This window comes from Paenibacillus marchantiae, assembly GCF_028771845.1.
Lineage (GTDB): Bacteria > Bacillota > Bacilli > Paenibacillales > Paenibacillaceae > Paenibacillus > Paenibacillus marchantiae.
Genome location: NZ_CP118270.1, coordinates 1,266,891 through 1,285,042 on the forward strand (window position 1 = coordinate 1,266,891; position 18,152 = coordinate 1,285,042).

Here is an 18,152-nt window from a genome sequence, read left to right on the forward strand (position 1 = left end):
TCAGATGGATTCATCCGTGCAGAGTAGAAGTGCTGGGAAACGGGAGCCATGCAAGGGATGTAACGATCAATATGATGTGAAAATTAGTGAAGCCAAGATGGCCCGGCTCGTGGAGCTGGCCTCACGCTCACGTCCGGTCGTCGATGATGCTGAATATGAGCGTCGTTTATCCATCTGCTCTGATTGTCCAGGATTACAATACGGTACGACCTGCCGCTATTGTGGCTGTCTCGTACAGGTGCGCGCCAAGTTGGTAGAGTCGACCTGTCCATTTCCATATGAGCCGCGATGGACCTGATCCAGAACGTATTTCTTTATTAATGAAGCAAGGCAGAGCTGCACTTTACGAGTGTGGCTCTGCTTTTTTTGGCATTGATGGGCAAAAACTCTGAATTTGGATTTGAATTGAGCGGGTGAACTGGATATAGTTATACAGTAGAGTGTAGGATAGCGAGCTATCCGGGAATATGAGCGCGTATAGCGGCACAACAATACAGGAAGGGCTGTTCTCACCGGCCGTGCCTGATTTTGCGTCGCCTCGAATATAATGGAGGTTAACATTCATGTCGAACATGCGACCGGTTCAGATCCGGCTGCACAGCCGTTATGAAGGTGAAGATGTACTGCAGGAAATGCAGGGTGAAGCCGTATTGAAGGGATCTGTGCTCTATGTTCGTTATGAAGAGCCACAGGCTGGCCCCGAGGGCGGTATTACCCGAACAACATTGAAGCTGGGCGGACAATCCATCAAGATTATACGTCACGGTGAGGTGGAATCGGAGCAAACATTTGAGTTAAACCGCAAGCTCCCTGGTTTTTACCGCTCGCCGTATATGTCGTTTGCCTTGTCCACGCATACACAGGAGCTGGAACTTTCCATTCAGGGATTGAGCGCACGCGCAGCGTGGAGCTACGACTTTTACCGCTTTGACGAAGAATCCGGACATTTCGCGATTAGTTTGCATATACAGGAGGAACCAATTTCATGACACGTAATCCATTAGATACGATTAACGAACGGGTAAGTACAGCCATCGGCAATGCCATTGTTGCTGCTGGCATTGTTACGCAGGAGGATCTGCCGACCATCACCCTTGAAGTACCACGCGAGAAAACACACGGCGATTTGGCAACCAATGCCGCTATGCAACTGACCAAGATTGCCAAGCGTAATCCACGCCAGATCGCAGAAGAGATTATTACCAATCTCAACCTGGCTGAAGCTGGAATTGAGAAGGCTGAGATTGCCGGACCGGGATTCATTAACTTTAAGTTGGACAAGAGTTATCTCTACCCTGTGCTGGGGCTTGTACATGAGCAGGGTGAGAATTATGGAAGAATCAATGTTGGTGAAGGGCGCAAGGTCGAGATGGAGTTTGTCAGTGCCAACCCGACAGGCAGTCTGCATCTGGGCCATGCGCGTGGAGCGGCTGTGGGTGATGCGCTTTGCAACATCCTCGACTATGCCGGATATGATGTAACACGTGAATACTACATTAATGACGCGGGTAATCAGGTATTTAATCTGTCTCGTTCCATTGAAGCTCGCTATTTGCAGGAACTTGGCCAAGACGCAGAGATGCCGGAAGATGGTTATCATGGTGAGGATATCAAAGGATTCGCCAAGGAGCTAGTGGCTGAGAAAGGCGATTCTTTGCTGTCCATGCATCCAGGTGACCGTGCAGCTTATTTCCGCGACTTCGGTTTGGAAAAAGAATTGGACAAGATCAAACGTGACTTGAATCGCTTCCGTGTCAATTTCGACATCTGGTTCAGCGAAACTTCGCTGTATGATAACGGAGAAGTGTTGCGTGTACTTGACGAATTGCGTGATCGTAATGAAATCTATGAGCAAGACGGAGCAACTTGGTTGAAAACCATGCAGTATGGTGACGATAAAGAGCGTGTTTTGATTAAAAATGACGGCACGTACACGTACCTTACGCCGGACATTGCTTATCACCGTGATAAATATGCGCGTGGATACGACACGATGATTAACATCTGGGGAGCGGACCACCACGGTTATATTCCACGGATGAAAGCGGCCATGCAAGCACTGGGCAACGATCCTGAGAAATTGGTCGTGCTGATTGCACAGATGGTGAGCTTGTTCCAGAATGGCGAGAAAGTGAAGATGTCCAAGCGTACAGGCAAGGCGGTAACGATGGAAGATCTGATGGACGAAGTAGGCATTGATGCCATTCGTTACTTCTTTACCATGCGCAGCATGGACTCTCATCTGGACTTCGACATGGACCTTGCGATTTCGACGTCCAATGAAAACCCTGTATTCTATGTTCAATACGCTCACGCTCGGGTATGCAGCGTATACCGTCAGGCAGAAGAACAAGGCATTGAGCTGTTGCCATTGGCACAGATCGACCTTTCGAAGCTGACAACGGAACATGAATATGACCTTCTTCGCAAAATGGGTGAACTGCCTGAAGAAATCGCGACTGCTGCTACGGGATATGCGCCGCATCGTATTGTTCGTTATGTATATGAACTGGCATCCCTGTTCCACAGTTACTATCGTGCAGAGCGCGTCATTACTGAAGACGCGGGACAAACTCAGGCGCGTCTGGCCCTGATCGGTGCTGTACGCACCGTCATCGCAACAGCGCTTCGTCTGGTGGGCGTATCCGCACCGGACAAAATGTAATTCAAGCCCTGGCGGTGCACAACCGCCCTGTGGCTTTGACAAAAAGTCTCCATGCACCACGCTTGCAATGCAGCGTGGACATGGAGACTTTTTGCTGTGCCCGCAGCCGAGTTCATACGGCCCCGAGGCACCCAGAGCCAGCGCTGCCTGCCGCCCGTGGGCAATCACCATGAAGCATCACACCGCGCAGCAGTGCTGCGCTTAGCGAATGCTTCACGGAACGGCTCCCTGCGGCAGGCAGCGCTGTTTACCCTCCGCCCTCCTGCATCAGCTTGAGGGCGTCAATCTCGCCACCGCGTATTTTGCTCTTCGCGGTGGTTGTCTTGCGTGCGCGCAGCGGAACGGTCGCGCGCTTCACGAGCGTTTTGATCTCGGCTGGCGACAGGCCTGGATGCTTCGCAAGCAAGAGCGCTATGGCGCCACTGACGTGCGATGTCGCCATGGAGGTACCGCTCATCTCATGGTGCTTGCCTTGCACCCAGGATGAAACAATTTTGTCCCCTGGCGCATATACATCAACGTATGCACCTCGGTTACTAAACGAGGCGATCCGCCGGTTTTTGTCGGTTGCCCCAACCGATATCGTTTGCGGATAACGTGCCGGATAATCAATGCTGCGGCGTTTGCCGTCATTTCCTGATGAAGCAACAATGACAATTCCGGCTTGATGGGCACGGTTCACGACATCAAGCAATGCTTTGCTACGCGTTTTCATGCCAAAGCTCATATTGATAATATCGACCCGATTGCGTACACACCAATCGATGCCAAGCACAATGTCTGACACGAAGGCCGAACCATTATGGTCGAATGCCTTCACCGGATAGATCAGGGAGCGAGGGGCTACGCCAATCATACCTGCCGTACTGTTAGCTGCGGCAATGGTTCCGGCAATATGGGTGCCATGACCGTTATCATCATGAGGAAGCAGACTGCGGTTTAACAGATTGATTCCGCGTGCCAGCGAATAGCGAAGATCCGGGTGTTGATAATCGGCACCTGTGTCGATCACGCCGATTTTGATTCGATGTCCCGTGGATACGGACCATACTTTGGGAGCGTGAATCTGTTTGACGCCCCAAGGTATGCCCTGAGCACTGCTCGGTTTACTGTGAAGCGCGGTGGCATGCAGTGAGATGGATACATCTTCTTCTACCGTAATCTCATTGCTGTAGCGAGATAATTCTTCTGGGTCATGCACCGGGGCGATAATGGAGCGGGCCAGCCGGGAGGAGCGTACCATACCAAGATCCGTAAATTCATTCCTCATCCGCGACAGTTCCACGAGGCAGGCTTCATATTGCTTCGGTTTGGCGAACCGGATCAGGTACCGCCGCCCCTGTTCTGGTTCGGGACGTTGCATTCCTTCAACCAATTGATGTAGAAAACCAGTATAGTCCATAATGGGCAGCCCCCTTCGGGATGAACATGCTGAGGTATTCTATGAATGCATTGATCCCGCCGCATGGGGAACCTGCCCTTTTTTTACAAAAACACATTCTCTTCGTGTCAAAACGGGCGCAGGGACATATGATGGATGGAGGGCTAGAGGGCTCTCGCGGGGACCCTGGTGAGGAGCGATCCTTCAAGGGTATACAGTCAGAAGGCGGAGGGGACTCCGTCTTTTTTATATGATCATGCTTTTTTTGCAAAAAGGACGATATGCCCGCGAGTTAGCGGTCTCTTACGGGTCTATACATTGCTCGTTTGAAGTCGCTTCTTGGAATTATGAGACATCCATACATAAAAACTTGCTTTTTGAGGCTAAATAGGTTTTACTTAGGTTTGTTAATGGATATGTTATATGTAACATTCCAGTTCGTAGGGATATAAAGTGAATTTTGTGTGAGAGGAAGTGTCTGTCAGTGAGTACCTCGCTCAATTTGAAAATTGATAAAGAAAAGGTCAGAGAGATTCCTTTGGTGGACCTCGCCTTTATGGTGCTGAAAGCGGCCAATACGCCGTATTACTACCGTGATTTGATGAATGAGGTAGCTAAACAGCGCGGAATGACTGATGAAGAAATCAACGAGTTTATCGCCCAGTTATATACCGAGATTAATATCGATGGCCGTTTTGCTTGCGTCGGTACAAGTCTGTGGGGCTTGAAGCGCTGGTATCCGGTAGCTGGATCGGAAGATACCATGACGGGTGCGAAGCGTCCGCGCATCATCAACGATGAAGACGATGATCTGGAAGATGAGGACTTCGGGGAAGAGGAAGACAGCTACAACAGCGACGAAGACTTCGACAATTCTGATGATGATCAGGACGATGATGATGATGACGATGATGATGACGAAGACGACATCTTTGACGAAGAAGATGGCGAAGAAGAAGTTCTAGTTGAAGATGACGATTTGGAAGAGGAAGACCTCGAAGAAGGCGATGAAGAAGAGTCCGAAGACGAGGGTGAATTTGACGACGATTCCGATAAGTAGCAGTCATTTTTGACATCGATAGTTTACCCGTTTTCCCCGCATAGTCAGCCTTGACAGCAGACGGGGTAACGGGTAAACTATTGCATGGGCTTATGAATGAGCGACAAAATATTTATGTTTTTTATAAAAAGTGCCCCGTCCTGCGGGAGTACTTTTTTTGTATTTTTAGAGGCAGAATTTTGCAAAATGATTTGAATTCCGCATGCTCCCGGCCAACAATCCGTGGTCTATTTTTGTATATCCAAAACACCAAATGGATCGATGCAATGATATCTATTTAGGGACAGGCTCGGTAGTTGGCTCCCGGAAGGTTTGCACCATTCTACGCTGTAGAACAACGTTGTTTACACACGGTCTTCGCATGAAAGAGCAGTTCGCAGATGCAGGGAATTTCTGCCATTGCTCTTTTTAACGATGATTACCTGGGAAACGGGTTACGATAATACCATATATCGCCTGAATTTCTGTACTTATATTAGGAGGGTAATAACAGTGACAAAGTATATTTTCGTGACGGGCGGAGTTGTGTCCTCCCTGGGCAAAGGGATAACGGCTGCCTCGCTGGGCAGATTGCTGAAAAACAGAGGGTTGAAGGTAACTATTCAAAAATTTGATCCATACATCAATATCGACCCGGGAACAATGAGTCCTTATCAGCATGGTGAGGTTTTTGTAACGGATGATGGCGCGGAAACGGATCTTGACCTTGGCCACTATGAACGTTTTATTGACATCAACCTCTCCAAAAACAGCAACGTCACGACTGGTAAAGTATACTCCTCCGTCATCAGCAAAGAGCGGCGCGGGGAATATCTGGGCGGAACGGTACAAGTCATTCCACACATTACGAACGAGATCAAAGAGCGCGTATTCCGCGCAGGACGTGAAGCGGGTTCGGATGTTGTCATTACGGAGATCGGCGGTACGGTAGGTGACATCGAGAGCTTGCCGTTCCTGGAAGCTATTCGTCAAATCAAGAGTGATGTAGGTCGTGACAACGTGATGTACATCCATGTAACACTTATTCCTTACATCAAGGCTGCCGGAGAAGTGAAAACCAAACCAACGCAGCACAGCGTGAAGGAATTGCGCAGCATCGGTATTCAGCCGAATGTCATTGTATGCCGTACAGAGTATGAGCTGTCCAAAGACATGAAAGCCAAAATCGCTCTCTTCTGTGACATTGATGAAAATGCCGTGGTGGAATGCCGTGATGCAGACACATTGTACCAAGTGCCTTTGAACCTGCGTGAAGAAGGTTTGGATGAGATCGTGGTAAACCACCTGAAGCTGACTACTCCTGCACCGGATATGAGCGAGTGGGAAGGGCTGGTTGACCGTATCAATAAGCTGAAGCATACAGTGGAGATTGCCATTGTAGGTAAATATGTGGCATTGCATGATGCTTATTTGAGTGTTGTTGAATCCTTGTCTCATGCAGGATTTGCATCCAATGCAGATGTCAAGATCCGCTGGATTCACTCCGAAGATATCACCGATGAGAATGTGGGCGATCTGCTGCACGGCGTAGGCGGAATCCTCGTTCCAGGCGGATTTGGTGATCGGGGTATTGAAGGTAAAGTATCTGCGATTCGTTATGCCCGTGAGAAACAAATTCCGTTCTTCGGTATTTGCCTGGGTATGCAGGTTTCTGTTATTGAATATGCACGTTCCATCGTTGGTTTGAATGGAGCAAATAGCTCCGAGATCAATCCAGCTACAGAGTTCCCGGTGATCGACCTGTTGCCTGAACAAAAAGACATCGAAAACCTGGGTGGTACAATGCGTCTGGGTCTGTATCCTTGTAAGCTTCAGGAAGGTTCCCTGGCAATGTCTTGTTATGATGATGAATTGGTCTATGAGAGACACCGTCACCGGTACGAGTTCAACAATGAATACCGTGAAGCGATCGAAAAAGCCGGTCTGGTTATCTCGGGTACATCCCCGGATGGACGTCTTGTTGAGATCGTGGAGCTTCCAGGACACCCGTGGTTCCTGGCAGTACAATTCCACCCGGAATTCACTTCCCGTCCGAACCGTCCGCAGCCATTGTTCCGTGAGTTTGTAAAAGCTTCTCTGGAGAGCGCTGGAAAATAAGTGTTGATCATTAAGCTATAAATAAATGGATGTTCTTGGCAGCCGATAAGGGTGCTGGGGACATCCTTTTTTAGTGCATCGAGATGAGCGAAAATGGTTTTTGGCATTTTGGGATGTAAGCAGGATTTCAATGGGTAAGGTAGAATACTTATCATGACGACTATGGGATTGTTATCCAGATTCAGACGTACATGCTTTCCTAATTCTAGGAGGTTACTTAGTGGAAAATAAAAAAGTGTTGATTGTTGATGACCAAAACGGTATTCGAATCCTGTTAATGGAAGTGTTCAGCAGCGAAGGATATAATACGTTCCAAGCGCCTAATGGGAAGATCGCCCTGGAGATAGTAAATAATGACAAACCTGATCTTGTGCTGCTTGATATGAAGATTCCTGGCATGGATGGCCTAGAAATTCTGAAACATATTAAGGAAATTGATCCGGATATCAAAGTCATCATGATGACGGCCTATGGTGAACTGGACATGATCAAAGAAGCTACCGATCTTGGAGCGCTCATGCACTTTACGAAACCGTTTGATATCGATGAAATGCGAGTGGCAGTCAATATGCAGCTTCGAAATGATACTGCAAATAAGTGCAGCTGAATCCTGTAGATACAGGATTTTTTTGCGTGTGAAGCTGTGAGAGTTTACAGGTGGGCATACAGGGTATTTCAGTCAGGCATCCGGGGAATATTGGAAATGGGGACGTCATCATGCTGTGTCTATGAAAACTGTGCTGCAAAGCACAGCATTTTTGCAAATGCTTGTTTAGTATTTGACATGGGATGTGGTATAATAAGCCCGTATGTGATTTCGGCTAAAAACCATAGACACAACCCAACACCCCTAGGAGGATTGAAACCATGCCATTAGTATCTATGACAGACATGTTGAACAAAGCACTCGAAGGAAAATATGCAGTTGGTCAATACAACATCAATAACCTTGAGTGGACTCAAGCGATTCTTGCTGCAGCAGAAGAAGAGAAATCCCCAGTAATCTTGGGCGTATCCGAAGGCGCAGCACGTCACATGAGTGGTTTCTACACAGTAGTTAAAATAGTAGAAGGACTCATTCACGACATGAAAATCACCGTTCCAGTTGCTATTCACTTGGATCACGGTTCCAGCTTTGATAAGTGTAAAGAAGCGATCGATGCTGGATTTACATCCGTAATGATCGACGGTTCCCACCACTCCATCGATGAAAATATCGAAATGACTAAAAAAGTTGTTGAATATGCACACGCTAAAGGCGTTTCTGTAGAAGCCGAAGTAGGTACTGTTGGTGGACAAGAAGACGACGTTATCGGTGGTATCATGTACGCTGATCTGAACGAGTGTGTACGTATCGTTAAAGAAACAGGTATCGACACATTGGCTCCAGCTCTTGGTTCCGTACACGGTCCTTACCATGGCGAGCCTAACTTGGGCTTCAAAGAAATGGAAGAAGTTCGCGATGCAGTTAACGTTCCACTGGTACTGCATGGTGGTACAGGTATCCCTAAACATGATATCGACAAAGCCATTTCCCTGGGAACTTCCAAAATCAACGTGAACACTGAGAACCAAATTTCGTTCTCCAAAGTGGTTCGCGAAGTGCTTGCAGCTAAACCAGATGCTTACGATCCACGTACATTCATCGTACCAGGCCGTGATGCAATCAAAGAAACCGTTAAAGGTAAAATTCGCGAGTTTGGTTCCAACAACAAAGCGTAATTTGTCTTTACCAGTTCCATACTGTGTAAGTGGAAAGAACACCGCCTAGCCGGTGTCTTTCCATTTTCACGCCTTATTTCTACATCGAAAGCCAACAGCACGTATTGCCGTTAACCGGCTGCAAAACACGTAGGGGGACATTAAGCTTTATGGAAAAATTGATGATTAGTGGCGGACGTCCGTTACAGGGAACTGTAACTATAAGCGGCGCCAAGAACAGCGCCATCGCGCTTATTCCTGCAGCATTGCTTGCCGAGTCAGAAGTCGTGCTGGACAACCTGCCGCTTTTGAGTGACGTGGCGGTTTATGCAGAAATTTTGGAGGAACTCGGGGCTCGTGTACATTGGGAAGGCAGTCAGATGAAGATCGATCCTTCCGACATTAAATCCATTCCTATGCCGAATGGTCCCGTGAAGAAGCTCCGTGCTTCGTATTATATGATGGGAGCATTGCTTGGGCGTTTTAAAGAAGCAACCATTGGTTTACCCGGGGGCTGCAACTTTGAGCCTCGTCCGATTGATCAACATATCAAAGGGTTTGAAGCGCTTGGCGCAACGGTAACAAACGAACACGGCTCCATTCATTTGCATGCCAAAGAGCTACGCGGAGCAAAGATTTATCTTGATGTAAGCAGTGTAGGTGCAACCATTAACATCATGCTGGCGGCTACTCGTGCCAAAGGCTCTACAATTATCGAAAACGCGGCTAAAGAGCCTGAGATTATAGATGTAGCAACACTTTTGAATTCAATGGGTGCCAGCATCAAGGGTGCCGGTACCGAAACGATCCGTATTGAAGGTGTGTCGGAGCTTAAGGGTTGCCGTCATTCCATCATTCCGGACCGTATACAAGCAGGCACGTATATGATCGCTGCGGCTGCAACGCGTGGCGACGTTCTGATTGACAATGTCATTCCCAAACATCTGGAGGCTTTGACGGCAAAGTTACTGGAGATGGGCGTTGGTATTGAGGAGCTGGATGAAAGTATTCGTGTCATTGGCAAACCGAGCTACAATCATGTAGACGTTAAGGCGCTCGTATATCCCGGTTTTCCGACGGATTTGCAGTCCCCGATGACCAGTGTGTTGACACAGGCAACGGGTGTGAGTGTCCTGAGCGACTTTGTATATAGCAATCGATTCAAGCACGTTCCTGAGTTGGTACGCATGGGCGCCAAAATCCGTGTGGAAGGGCGGTCAGCTATTATTGAAGGCAGTGCATTGAATGCGGCCAAGGTAAAAGCATCCGATCTTCGCGCTGGTGCAGCGCTGGTGATCGCAGGTCTCACCGTCAGTGAAGGTGTGACCGAAGTGACAGGCGTGGAGTTTATCGATCGCGGGTACGATCATCTAGTAACCAATCTACGTCTGCTAGGTGCAGATGTGTGGCGAGAAACCGATTAATTCTGTATTGTATGACGAGTTTTACGGTATTAAAGTGATTATTTTGACAGAACTGCATATCCGTTCAGTAATTGGGTAAACCTGTTTTAATAGAGTTCTCAGTCTCTCCGGGATAAGACGAAATGTTCCTGTTTCCTTTACCGGAGGGTCTTTTTTTGAGTCAGACTTCATATGGCTTTAAGAACATCATTTCCTTTTCCCCAAACCCCGGTTTTGTTTGAACTGCGCTCCATAGCCGGTCTGCCCGGATCGAACGCCTCAAGTATTCGTGTTCACTCACTAGCGGATCTTGCCGAAAGCTGGCCATCCCGCCCGGAAACTTACACTCAAAGACAAGTATTTGCATTATAACGGTTACATTCCGTACAATGGACAGAAGAGAAATGCAGAACGATGCTGCTCTTATAGCCGGAACATCAAGCGAAACTATCCATTTCACGGACTTATTAATTGAATAGGTGGTTATTATATGGATCTACAAATTTCCGATTTGGAAGAAATGAAACTAACGGACCTCTACAAACTGGCCAAAAAATATCAAATTCCCTACTACGGCACTTTAAAAAAGAAAGAATTGATCTTCGCTATATTACGTGCACAAGCTGAACAGAGTGGATTGATGTTCATGCAGGGTGTGCTCGAAATTCTACCTGAAGGCTACGGATTCCTTCGTCCGATCAATTACCTGCCAAGTACGGAAGACATCTACATCTCAGCCTCACAGATTCGCAAGTTTGACCTAAGAACAGGTGACCTCGTATCAGGTAAGTGTAGAACACCTAAAGAAAACGAGCGATACTTCGGTTTGCTGCAAGTCAACGCTGTAAATGGTGAGAATCCATCAGCGGCTGCGGAAAGACTTCACTTCCCGGCATTAACCCCATTGTACCCGCAGAAGAAACTGGTTCTCGAAACATCCCCCAGCCATTTGTCCACACGCATTATGGATGTACTCGCCCCGGTAGGACTGGGACAGCGCGGATTGATCGTAGCACCTCCCAAAGCGGGTAAAACACTTCTCCTCAAAGAAATCGCCAACAGCATCTCAACCAACAACCCAGAAATTGAACTATTTGTCCTGTTGATTGATGAACGTCCGGAAGAAGTTACGGATATGTCGCGTTCGGTTAAAGGGGAAGTTGTAGCTTCTACGTTCGATGAGCTGCCAGAAAACCATATCAAAGTTGCGGAATTGGTGCTGGAACGTGCGCTCCGTCTGGTTGAAGCAAAAAAAGATGTCGTTATTTTGCTAGATAGCATTACGCGTCTTGCTCGTGCATACAACCTGGTCATCCCACCGTCCGGACGGACACTTAGTGGCGGTATTGACCCGGCAGCATTCCATCGTCCGAAACGTTTCTTCGGTTCTGCTCGGAATGTAGAAGAGGGTGGAAGTCTGACGATCCTGGCTACAGCTTTGATTGATACGGGCTCACGTATGGATGATATCATTTATGAAGAATTTAAAGGTACGGGCAATATGGAGCTTCATCTGGATCGCAAGCTGGCAGAGCGTCGTATCTTCCCGGCTATCGACATTCGTCGTTCCGGTACACGTCGCGAAGAAGTGTTGCTGAGCAAGGAAGAACTTGATACAATCTGGGCGATTCGTAAAAACATGAACGATTCCCACGACTTTGTCGAAGGTTTCTTGAAGAAACTGCGTAATAGCAAAACGAATGCTGAGTTCCTAGCGGCATTTGATACAGCTGGCAGCAGTCAGACCAGCAACTCCGGAACGACTACGACTCGACGTTCGCCAAGACAGACTGCGGCGTCCGGTACAACTACCTAGCATTACGTCGTTGATTTAACTCAATTTTTGCAGCGCTGCTGTTGATTAACAATATACTCGTCGTTTGGCTTTAACCCATTAGATGTGAGGAGAACATCATGTATTTAGTATACGCAGATGAAAAAGGTAATGTATTTGATCACCCTTCCCTGTACGGGCTGGCCCGCAGTGGAGATATGATCGTCGAAATTATGGAGGATGAGCTGATTCCTTTGCCGGAAGGTGCAACGCTGGTTGGACTGCCGAGTACACGTCCGATTGGTATGGACCCGGATACTGGCGAAATGCTGCCAATGCCTAGTGATACACAGGCGGTTGGAGCTTTGCTTCCGCAAGGATTCACTCGGTTGTGTCTGCCGGGGTATGTAAAAACGGATAAGGAGTACAAACTGCCTTTGTTCGGTTACTCGGCTGTTGTTTGGAAAGATGGTCAGTTTTACGTCACTGCCCGGATGTCAGATCATCCGGATAAATGGAACCCACTGAACTGTGATCGGGATGACGTACGTGCGGGTGTTAAACGTTTAACGAAGCAATATCCCGAAAATCGTCTCTATACCCATTTGTCCAATTGTGCGCTCGGGTATGAATGTCTGACTTCTTCCAATACCTTCCTGAATCGTTGGGAAGGCGGAGTTCCAGTATCCTATTCCTGCAACGCAGGCTGTTTCGGATGTATTTCCGAGCAACCGGATGACAGTGGCTTCGTTTCCCCGCAGACCCGGATGAATTTCCGTCCGCGTGTAGACGAAATCGTTGAAGTAATGCTGGAGCACTTGAAAACGCCGGAATCGATTATCAGCTTTGGTCAAGGTTGTGAAGGGGAGCCTTCCACACAGGCCAAATTGATTATTGAAGCCATCCGCGAAGTGCGTTCCATTACTGATATGGGATATATTAACATTAACACCAATGCCGGTTTGAATGATCACATGAGAGGTATTGTTGATGCTGGGCTTGATCTAATGCGTGTAAGTACAATCAGCGCACTGGATGACCACTATAATGCATACTACAAACCTCGTGGATATACACTGGCCAATGTAGAAAAATCGATGAAATACGCTGCTTCCCAGGGTGTATATACGTCGATCAACTATTTGATCTTCCCGGGAGTAACGGATCGTGAGGAAGAGATTGAAGCGATGATTGAGTTTGCTCACAGAACCGATTTGCGTCTTATTCAAATGCGTAATCTTAATATAGACCCTGAGAGCTATCTGGAATTGATTCCTCCGGCTCAAGGTGATATTTTGGGCATGAAGCAAATGATGGAGATCTTTGAGGAAGAGCTGCCTGATGTCGTTATCGGCTCATACACGCACGTTCCCCCAGCTGGAATGGCGCGTCCGAAACGTCTGATCACCTCATGACAATAATGGATTGCAACCGGCATTAGGCCGTGTTATAATCTTCGATGTTGTGCCATTTACTCTGGGTCCGCTTGAGGCTCAGGGCGGAAAGAGGTGAAAGGTAATGAAAGCAGCAATTCATCCTAAATACACGATTGGTCAAGTATCTTGCGCTTGCGGGAATACTTTTGAGACTGGTTCGGTTAAAGACGGACTTCGTGTAGAGATTTGCTCTGCGTGCCACCCGTTCTTCACAGGTAAACAGAAGTTTATCGATGCTGGCGGCCGTGTTGATCGTTTCAAGAAAAAATACGGAATCTAATTCAGCAATTCCCTGGGAATTGTCTGACTATTACATCCAAATCACCTCTGCCGTTCCGGCAGGGGTTTTTATATGTTTTTATGTGATTGTATTGCTGCTCTTTTCGCTCTGGTTGCAATTTAGACAACCTTAAGTTATACTATTTCTTACCGTGCTAGATGGGGAGGTAGCGGTGCCCTGTAACTCGCAATCCGCTACAGCGAGGTTGAATTCCTGCTAGAGGTTTTGTCGATGTGAGGTTTGGTCCCTTAACGTGGTGTTGACGGTTGGGTCCTCCGCAATGAGTACTCATGAACCTGGTCAGGTCCGGAAGGAAGCAGCCATAAGTGAGATCACTCTTGTGCCGGAGGGTCGCCTAGCCCGAGCTGTTGTTAAGGGGTGCCGCTTGGATCGCAAATATCGATAGCAGGTGCACGGCTTACCATTTAAATGTAGAGACCTTTGCAGTTGTATGTATGCAGAGGTCTTTTTGATATGTCTAAAAAAACCATGCATGATGAGTCAGATAAAGTTTGGATTCACCCCGGAATATAGTATAATGGGGGAACGACAAAGGACTCGAATGCGAAGTGGAAGGAAGGTAACGCATCATGGAGCATATCGCGTTATACCGGGCTTGGCGTCCCCAGTCGTTTCAAGATATGGTGGGACAACAGCATATTATTCAGACCTTGCAGAACGCGATTCGTGAACAGCGGACTTCCCATGCCTACTTGTTTAGCGGGCCCAGAGGAACAGGGAAGACGAGTGCCGCCAAGATTTTGGCCAAAGCTGTAAACTGCGAGCGCGGGCCTGCGCCTGAGCCTTGTAACGAATGTGAAGCTTGCCGCAGGATTACGACTGGCGCTGTGATGGATGTGCAGGAAATTGATGCCGCATCCAACCGTGGCGTTGAAGAAATCCGCGATCTTCGGGAAAAGGTGAAATACGCCCCGACTGAAGTCCGGCAGAAAGTGTATATTATTGACGAAGTGCACATGCTGACGACAGAGGCATTCAATGCGCTACTCAAAACATTGGAAGAGCCTCCGCCACATGTGATGTTTATTTTGGCAACAACAGAACCCCATCGTCTTCCGGCAACGATTATTTCTCGCTGTCAGCGATTTGATTTTCGCCGGGTGTCCCTGGAAGAACAGACAGCACGACTTACGCTGATCTGTGAACAGGAAGGTATGGAAGCTGATCAGGACGCACTCCAGTATATTGCTCGTCTGTCTGACGGAGGGATGAGGGACGCACTCAGTGTCCTGGATCAGATCTCCTCCTATACAGATGGAAGGGTAACCTATCAGCAGGTTATGGATATGACCGGAGGCATTCCTTCCGAACAGTTTGCAAAGTTGGCTGCTTCTCTGCTCAAAGGCGAGGTAGGTCATATTTTGCAAATGATCGAAGGGTTCATGCATGAAGGTAAGAGTGCGGACAAGTGCATGGAAAATTTGCTTTATTATTTCCGTGATTTGCTTATGATTAAGATGGTGCCGGATGCAGATAAACTGACGGATCGGGTGCTTAATCCCGAGTCGTTCCGTGATATGGCGGAATCATTCACCAAGGAACAGCTGTTCCAGATGATTGATACTCTTAACCGGTACCAGAGTGAGATGAAATATGCAGTACAGCCGCAGACGTTGTTTGAAGTAGCTCTCCTTAAACTGTGCAGTATTCCTGCTCAAGGGGCATCATCGGGTCAGATGGAGGGTTCGGCCGGCGCTGCTCCTGCTGCATCCGCGCCAGCGGATGGCGGGGAGATCAACCGACTGAAGCAACAGCTTGCTGAACTGGAGAAAAAGTTGGATCGCGCGCTTAAGGGTGGTTTGTCTGGTGGGGAGGCTACATCAAGTGCTCCTTCACGCCCGGCAACACGAGCTCCAGTGTCGAGAGGCAATTCGCCAGCGAAGCTGCCTGCACAGCTTGATCAGTACGTTGCACGTAAGGGATCTCCTGAGTTTGCGGAGGTTAGCAAGAAGTGGGGGCAGATCCTGCAGCGCGTCAAAGAAGAGAAAGTAACCGTTCACGCCTGGTTTATGGATGGTGAACCGGTATCGCTGCTGGAAGACAATGTTCTGGTGGCGTTTAAGAACAACATCCACCGTGAAACTACGGAGAAGCAGGCTAATCGTGAAGTGATTGAACGGGTACTGTCTGAACAGCTTGGACGTTCAGCGCGTCTTGTGACGATGATGCTCAAAGATTGGACTGGAGCGATGGAAGGGGCTACTGAAACGCCAAAGGAGGACTTTAAGCTCGAACCTGAGCATGAAGACGGCGGTTCAGGCAACAAGCAGCCTTGGATTGATGAAGCCATCCAGCTCTTTGGTGAGGACCTTGTAGTGATCAAAGAATAGATATACATGCGCCTGGCGCGATAACTATAACAAAGGAGATGAATAATCATGAACAACATGAACCAAATGATGAAACAAGTGAAGAAAATGCAGGAGCAAATGCTGAAGGCGCAGGAGGAACTGGCGGACAAAACAGTCCAAGGTACTTCTGGTGGCGGTGTTGTAACTGCTGAAGTTAACGGACATAAGAAATTGCTGGCTATCACTATCAAGCCAGAAGCGGTTGATCCAGAGGATGTAGAAATGCTGCAGGATCTGGTTATGACAGCAGTCAATGACGCAATGACCAAAGCTGATGAAATTGCGAACCAGGATATGGGTAAATTCACAGGCGGTATGAAAATTCCGGGATTATTTTAATTAAATTTGATCCTATCAAAGGAGACGCAATCGATTGTATTATCCCGAACCGATAGCGAAGCTGATTGACGCCTTCACCCGTTTGCCGGGTGTTGGCCCCAAGACTGCGGCGCGACTAGCTTTTCATGTGCTTAAAATGAAGGAAGATGACGTTATTGACTTTGCCAAAGCACTCGTCAGTGTGAAGCGGAATCTTCATTACTGTTCGGTGTGTTGTAATATTACGGATACTGACCCATGTCGGATCTGTCAGGACAAATCCAGGGATGTCTCGGTAATCTGTGTAGTTCAGGATTCCAAGGATTTGGTGGCTATGGAGCGTACCAAGGAATTTGACGGATACTATCATGTGCTGCAAGGCGCAATCTCTCCTATGGAGGGAATAGGTCCGGATGATATCCGTCTGAAGGAACTTTTGACCCGTTTAAGCGATGAGCGAGTTAAAGAACTGATTCTGGCTACAAATCCGAATATCGAAGGTGAGGCCACGGCGATGTATATTTCCCGTCTGGTCCGTCCGTTTGAGATCTCGGTGACTCGGATTGCCCATGGATTGCCTGTTGGGGGCGACCTGGAGTATGCGGATGAAGTGACTCTTTCCAAGGCGCTGGAAGGGCGCAGGGAGATGAGATAGTAGTGCGTGTTTCTTAATGAGAGCATGCGCCTATAATGATTGATTTCCTAAAGAAAAGAATAGATAAGTTTGGATTACTTAGAGAGCCCTTTAGGCTCTCTTTTTTTGTTTTAATACTCTTTTTAACGTTGCCTAAATGTGAAGTCTCTCATTTCTACTGATGTATGGTTATTAATCCATAGAATGTCGTTGAGATTAAAATAACGATTCATTAATTTATTTAGCTCAGTTCTAAGTTTGTCCTTTCCCTGATATGTATGAGAATATGCTTTGCTGATCAGGAAGGGGATGGCTTATGTTTACATGGCGAAATGTAGGGAGATCGGTGGAGAAGCGCGAAAGAATGCTAAAGGAGATGGAAGAGGACCAGATTTATTCAGATATACAGAAAGCTAAGGCAGAGTGGGAACGGGCTGTTAGACAGTTTGAAGAGGCACAGGGGCAGGATGAAATCGATTATGCGATCTATGTGCTGGAGGCCGCGGAGCGTAAATATCAGATTCATTTGAAGCGCGCTAAACGTGTAGGGATTAATAAGGCAGTTATAGGTGATCGAGGAGTGAGCATGTAGGCGGAGGTGTGACATTCAATTATGGAGGTGTTGAGAGTATGAAGAGTCTTATATTAGGCAGTTTGCTGGTTGTGTCGTTACTAGGGTTGATAATCATCTTGTTTAGAAAACGGATTGGGTTATCATTTTTTACATCATTCGGTATTCATCTGGTGCTGGCTGCGGTAGGGATATATGTAGTTAACTATTCAGGGTGGATCACCGGAACTTACATTCCACTGAACCCTGCTACAATAGGTACTGTGAGCATTTTAGGGTTGCCGGGTGTTGGTTTATTATTGGGTTTGAAAATTTCTTTGTTTGGGTAGTTGACTCCTTCGATATTTATATGGTACATTATATCTCGTTGCTTTGCTTGCTTGGTTAAATGCTTTTGACGAAATGACTGAGTTCGATAAGAACTCGAAAAAAGAATTTCAAAAAAAGCTTGACTGAAACA

Annotated in this window: 17 protein-coding genes and 1 other RNA gene; 17 read left to right on the forward strand and 1 reads right to left on the reverse strand. The window is 47.5% G+C overall.

What is annotated here, in order from left to right; translation table 11 throughout:
• Positions 1–4: 4 nt before the first annotated feature.
• The 3 genes from PTQ21_RS05750 (at position 5) to argS (ending at position 2,665) form a co-directional block, all read left to right on the forward strand.
• Positions 5–298: a DUF6171 family protein gene (locus tag PTQ21_RS05750; protein ID WP_090812009.1), complete on the forward strand. Its 294-nt coding sequence runs from the start codon at positions 5–7 to the stop codon at positions 296–298.
• A gap of 265 nt (positions 299–563) precedes the next feature.
• Positions 564–989 carry a YwiB family protein gene (locus tag PTQ21_RS05755; RefSeq protein ID WP_063567645.1) on the forward strand — a complete coding sequence of 142 codons (426 nt, stop codon included), beginning with the start codon at positions 564–566 and terminating at the stop codon, positions 987–989.
• Positions 986–2,665: an arginine--tRNA ligase gene (gene argS, locus PTQ21_RS05760; protein ID WP_274569102.1), complete on the forward strand. Its 1,680-nt coding sequence runs from the start codon at positions 986–988 to the stop codon at positions 2,663–2,665. The genes PTQ21_RS05755 and argS overlap by 4 nt, the downstream gene beginning before the upstream one ends.
• A 247-nt stretch (positions 2,666–2,912) precedes the next feature.
• Here the strand turns inward: argS and PTQ21_RS05765 are convergent, their stop codons facing one another.
• The gene (locus tag PTQ21_RS05765; RefSeq protein ID WP_063567648.1) at positions 2,913–4,067 is read right to left on the reverse strand and encodes a S8 family peptidase; all 1,155 of its coding nucleotides are present in this window, start codon (positions 4,065–4,067) and stop codon (positions 2,913–2,915) included.
• Between the two features lie 463 nt (positions 4,068–4,530).
• Between PTQ21_RS05765 and rpoE the strand changes: the two genes are divergently transcribed.
• From rpoE to PTQ21_RS05835, 14 genes are all read left to right on the forward strand, one after another.
• Positions 4,531–5,106, forward strand: a complete 576-nt coding sequence (gene rpoE, locus PTQ21_RS05770) for a DNA-directed RNA polymerase subunit delta (protein WP_274569103.1) — start codon at positions 4,531–4,533, stop codon at positions 5,104–5,106.
• 492 nt (positions 5,107–5,598) lie between these two features.
• Positions 5,599–7,203, forward strand: coding sequence for a CTP synthase (locus tag PTQ21_RS05775; RefSeq protein ID WP_063567651.1), 1,605 nt, complete (start codon positions 5,599–5,601; stop codon positions 7,201–7,203).
• Positions 7,204–7,423: 220 nt separating this feature from the next.
• Entirely contained in the window at positions 7,424–7,810 is a 387-nt protein-coding gene (locus PTQ21_RS05780) for a response regulator (RefSeq protein ID WP_024628781.1), read from the forward strand.
• A gap of 260 nt (positions 7,811–8,070) precedes the next feature.
• Positions 8,071–8,925: a class II fructose-1,6-bisphosphate aldolase gene (gene fba, locus PTQ21_RS05785; RefSeq protein ID WP_063567652.1), complete on the forward strand. Its 855-nt coding sequence runs from the start codon at positions 8,071–8,073 to the stop codon at positions 8,923–8,925.
• 149 nt (positions 8,926–9,074) lie between these two features.
• A complete protein-coding gene (locus tag PTQ21_RS05790) occupies positions 9,075–10,328 on the forward strand; it encodes a UDP-N-acetylglucosamine 1-carboxyvinyltransferase (RefSeq protein ID WP_063567653.1) in 1,254 nt (417 codons plus the stop codon).
• A 469-nt stretch (positions 10,329–10,797) separates the two neighbouring features.
• Positions 10,798–12,123, forward strand: coding sequence for a transcription termination factor Rho (gene rho / locus PTQ21_RS05795; RefSeq protein WP_063567654.1), 1,326 nt, complete (start codon positions 10,798–10,800; stop codon positions 12,121–12,123).
• A 98-nt stretch (positions 12,124–12,221) separates the two neighbouring features.
• Complete coding sequence (locus PTQ21_RS05800) at positions 12,222–13,496, forward strand: radical SAM family protein (RefSeq protein ID WP_274569106.1); 1,275 nt, start codon at positions 12,222–12,224, stop codon at positions 13,494–13,496.
• A gap of 103 nt (positions 13,497–13,599) precedes the next feature.
• The gene (gene rpmE / locus PTQ21_RS05805; protein WP_024628775.1) at positions 13,600–13,797 is read left to right on the forward strand and encodes a 50S ribosomal protein L31; all 198 of its coding nucleotides are present in this window, start codon (positions 13,600–13,602) and stop codon (positions 13,795–13,797) included.
• Positions 13,798–13,946: 149 nt separating this feature from the next.
• Positions 13,947–14,214: signal recognition particle sRNA large type (gene ffs, locus PTQ21_RS05810), an RNA gene on the forward strand.
• A gap of 173 nt (positions 14,215–14,387) precedes the next feature.
• On the forward strand, positions 14,388–16,148 hold the full coding sequence (dnaX, locus tag PTQ21_RS05815) for a DNA polymerase III subunit gamma/tau (protein ID WP_274569107.1): 1,761 nt from the start codon (positions 14,388–14,390) through the stop codon (positions 16,146–16,148).
• A gap of 48 nt (positions 16,149–16,196) precedes the next feature.
• Positions 16,197–16,508: a YbaB/EbfC family nucleoid-associated protein gene (locus tag PTQ21_RS05820; protein WP_024628773.1), complete on the forward strand. Its 312-nt coding sequence runs from the start codon at positions 16,197–16,199 to the stop codon at positions 16,506–16,508.
• A 34-nt stretch (positions 16,509–16,542) separates the two neighbouring features.
• The gene (gene recR / locus PTQ21_RS05825; protein ID WP_053779059.1) at positions 16,543–17,142 is read left to right on the forward strand and encodes a recombination mediator RecR; all 600 of its coding nucleotides are present in this window, start codon (positions 16,543–16,545) and stop codon (positions 17,140–17,142) included.
• A 343-nt stretch (positions 17,143–17,485) separates the two neighbouring features.
• Positions 17,486–17,713, forward strand: a complete 228-nt coding sequence (locus tag PTQ21_RS05830) for a DUF2508 family protein (protein ID WP_079697741.1) — start codon at positions 17,486–17,488, stop codon at positions 17,711–17,713.
• 38 nt (positions 17,714–17,751) lie between these two features.
• Positions 17,752–18,021: a pro-sigmaK processing inhibitor BofA family protein gene (locus PTQ21_RS05835; RefSeq protein WP_090812001.1), complete on the forward strand. Its 270-nt coding sequence runs from the start codon at positions 17,752–17,754 to the stop codon at positions 18,019–18,021.
• Positions 18,022–18,152: the final 131 nt, after the last annotated feature.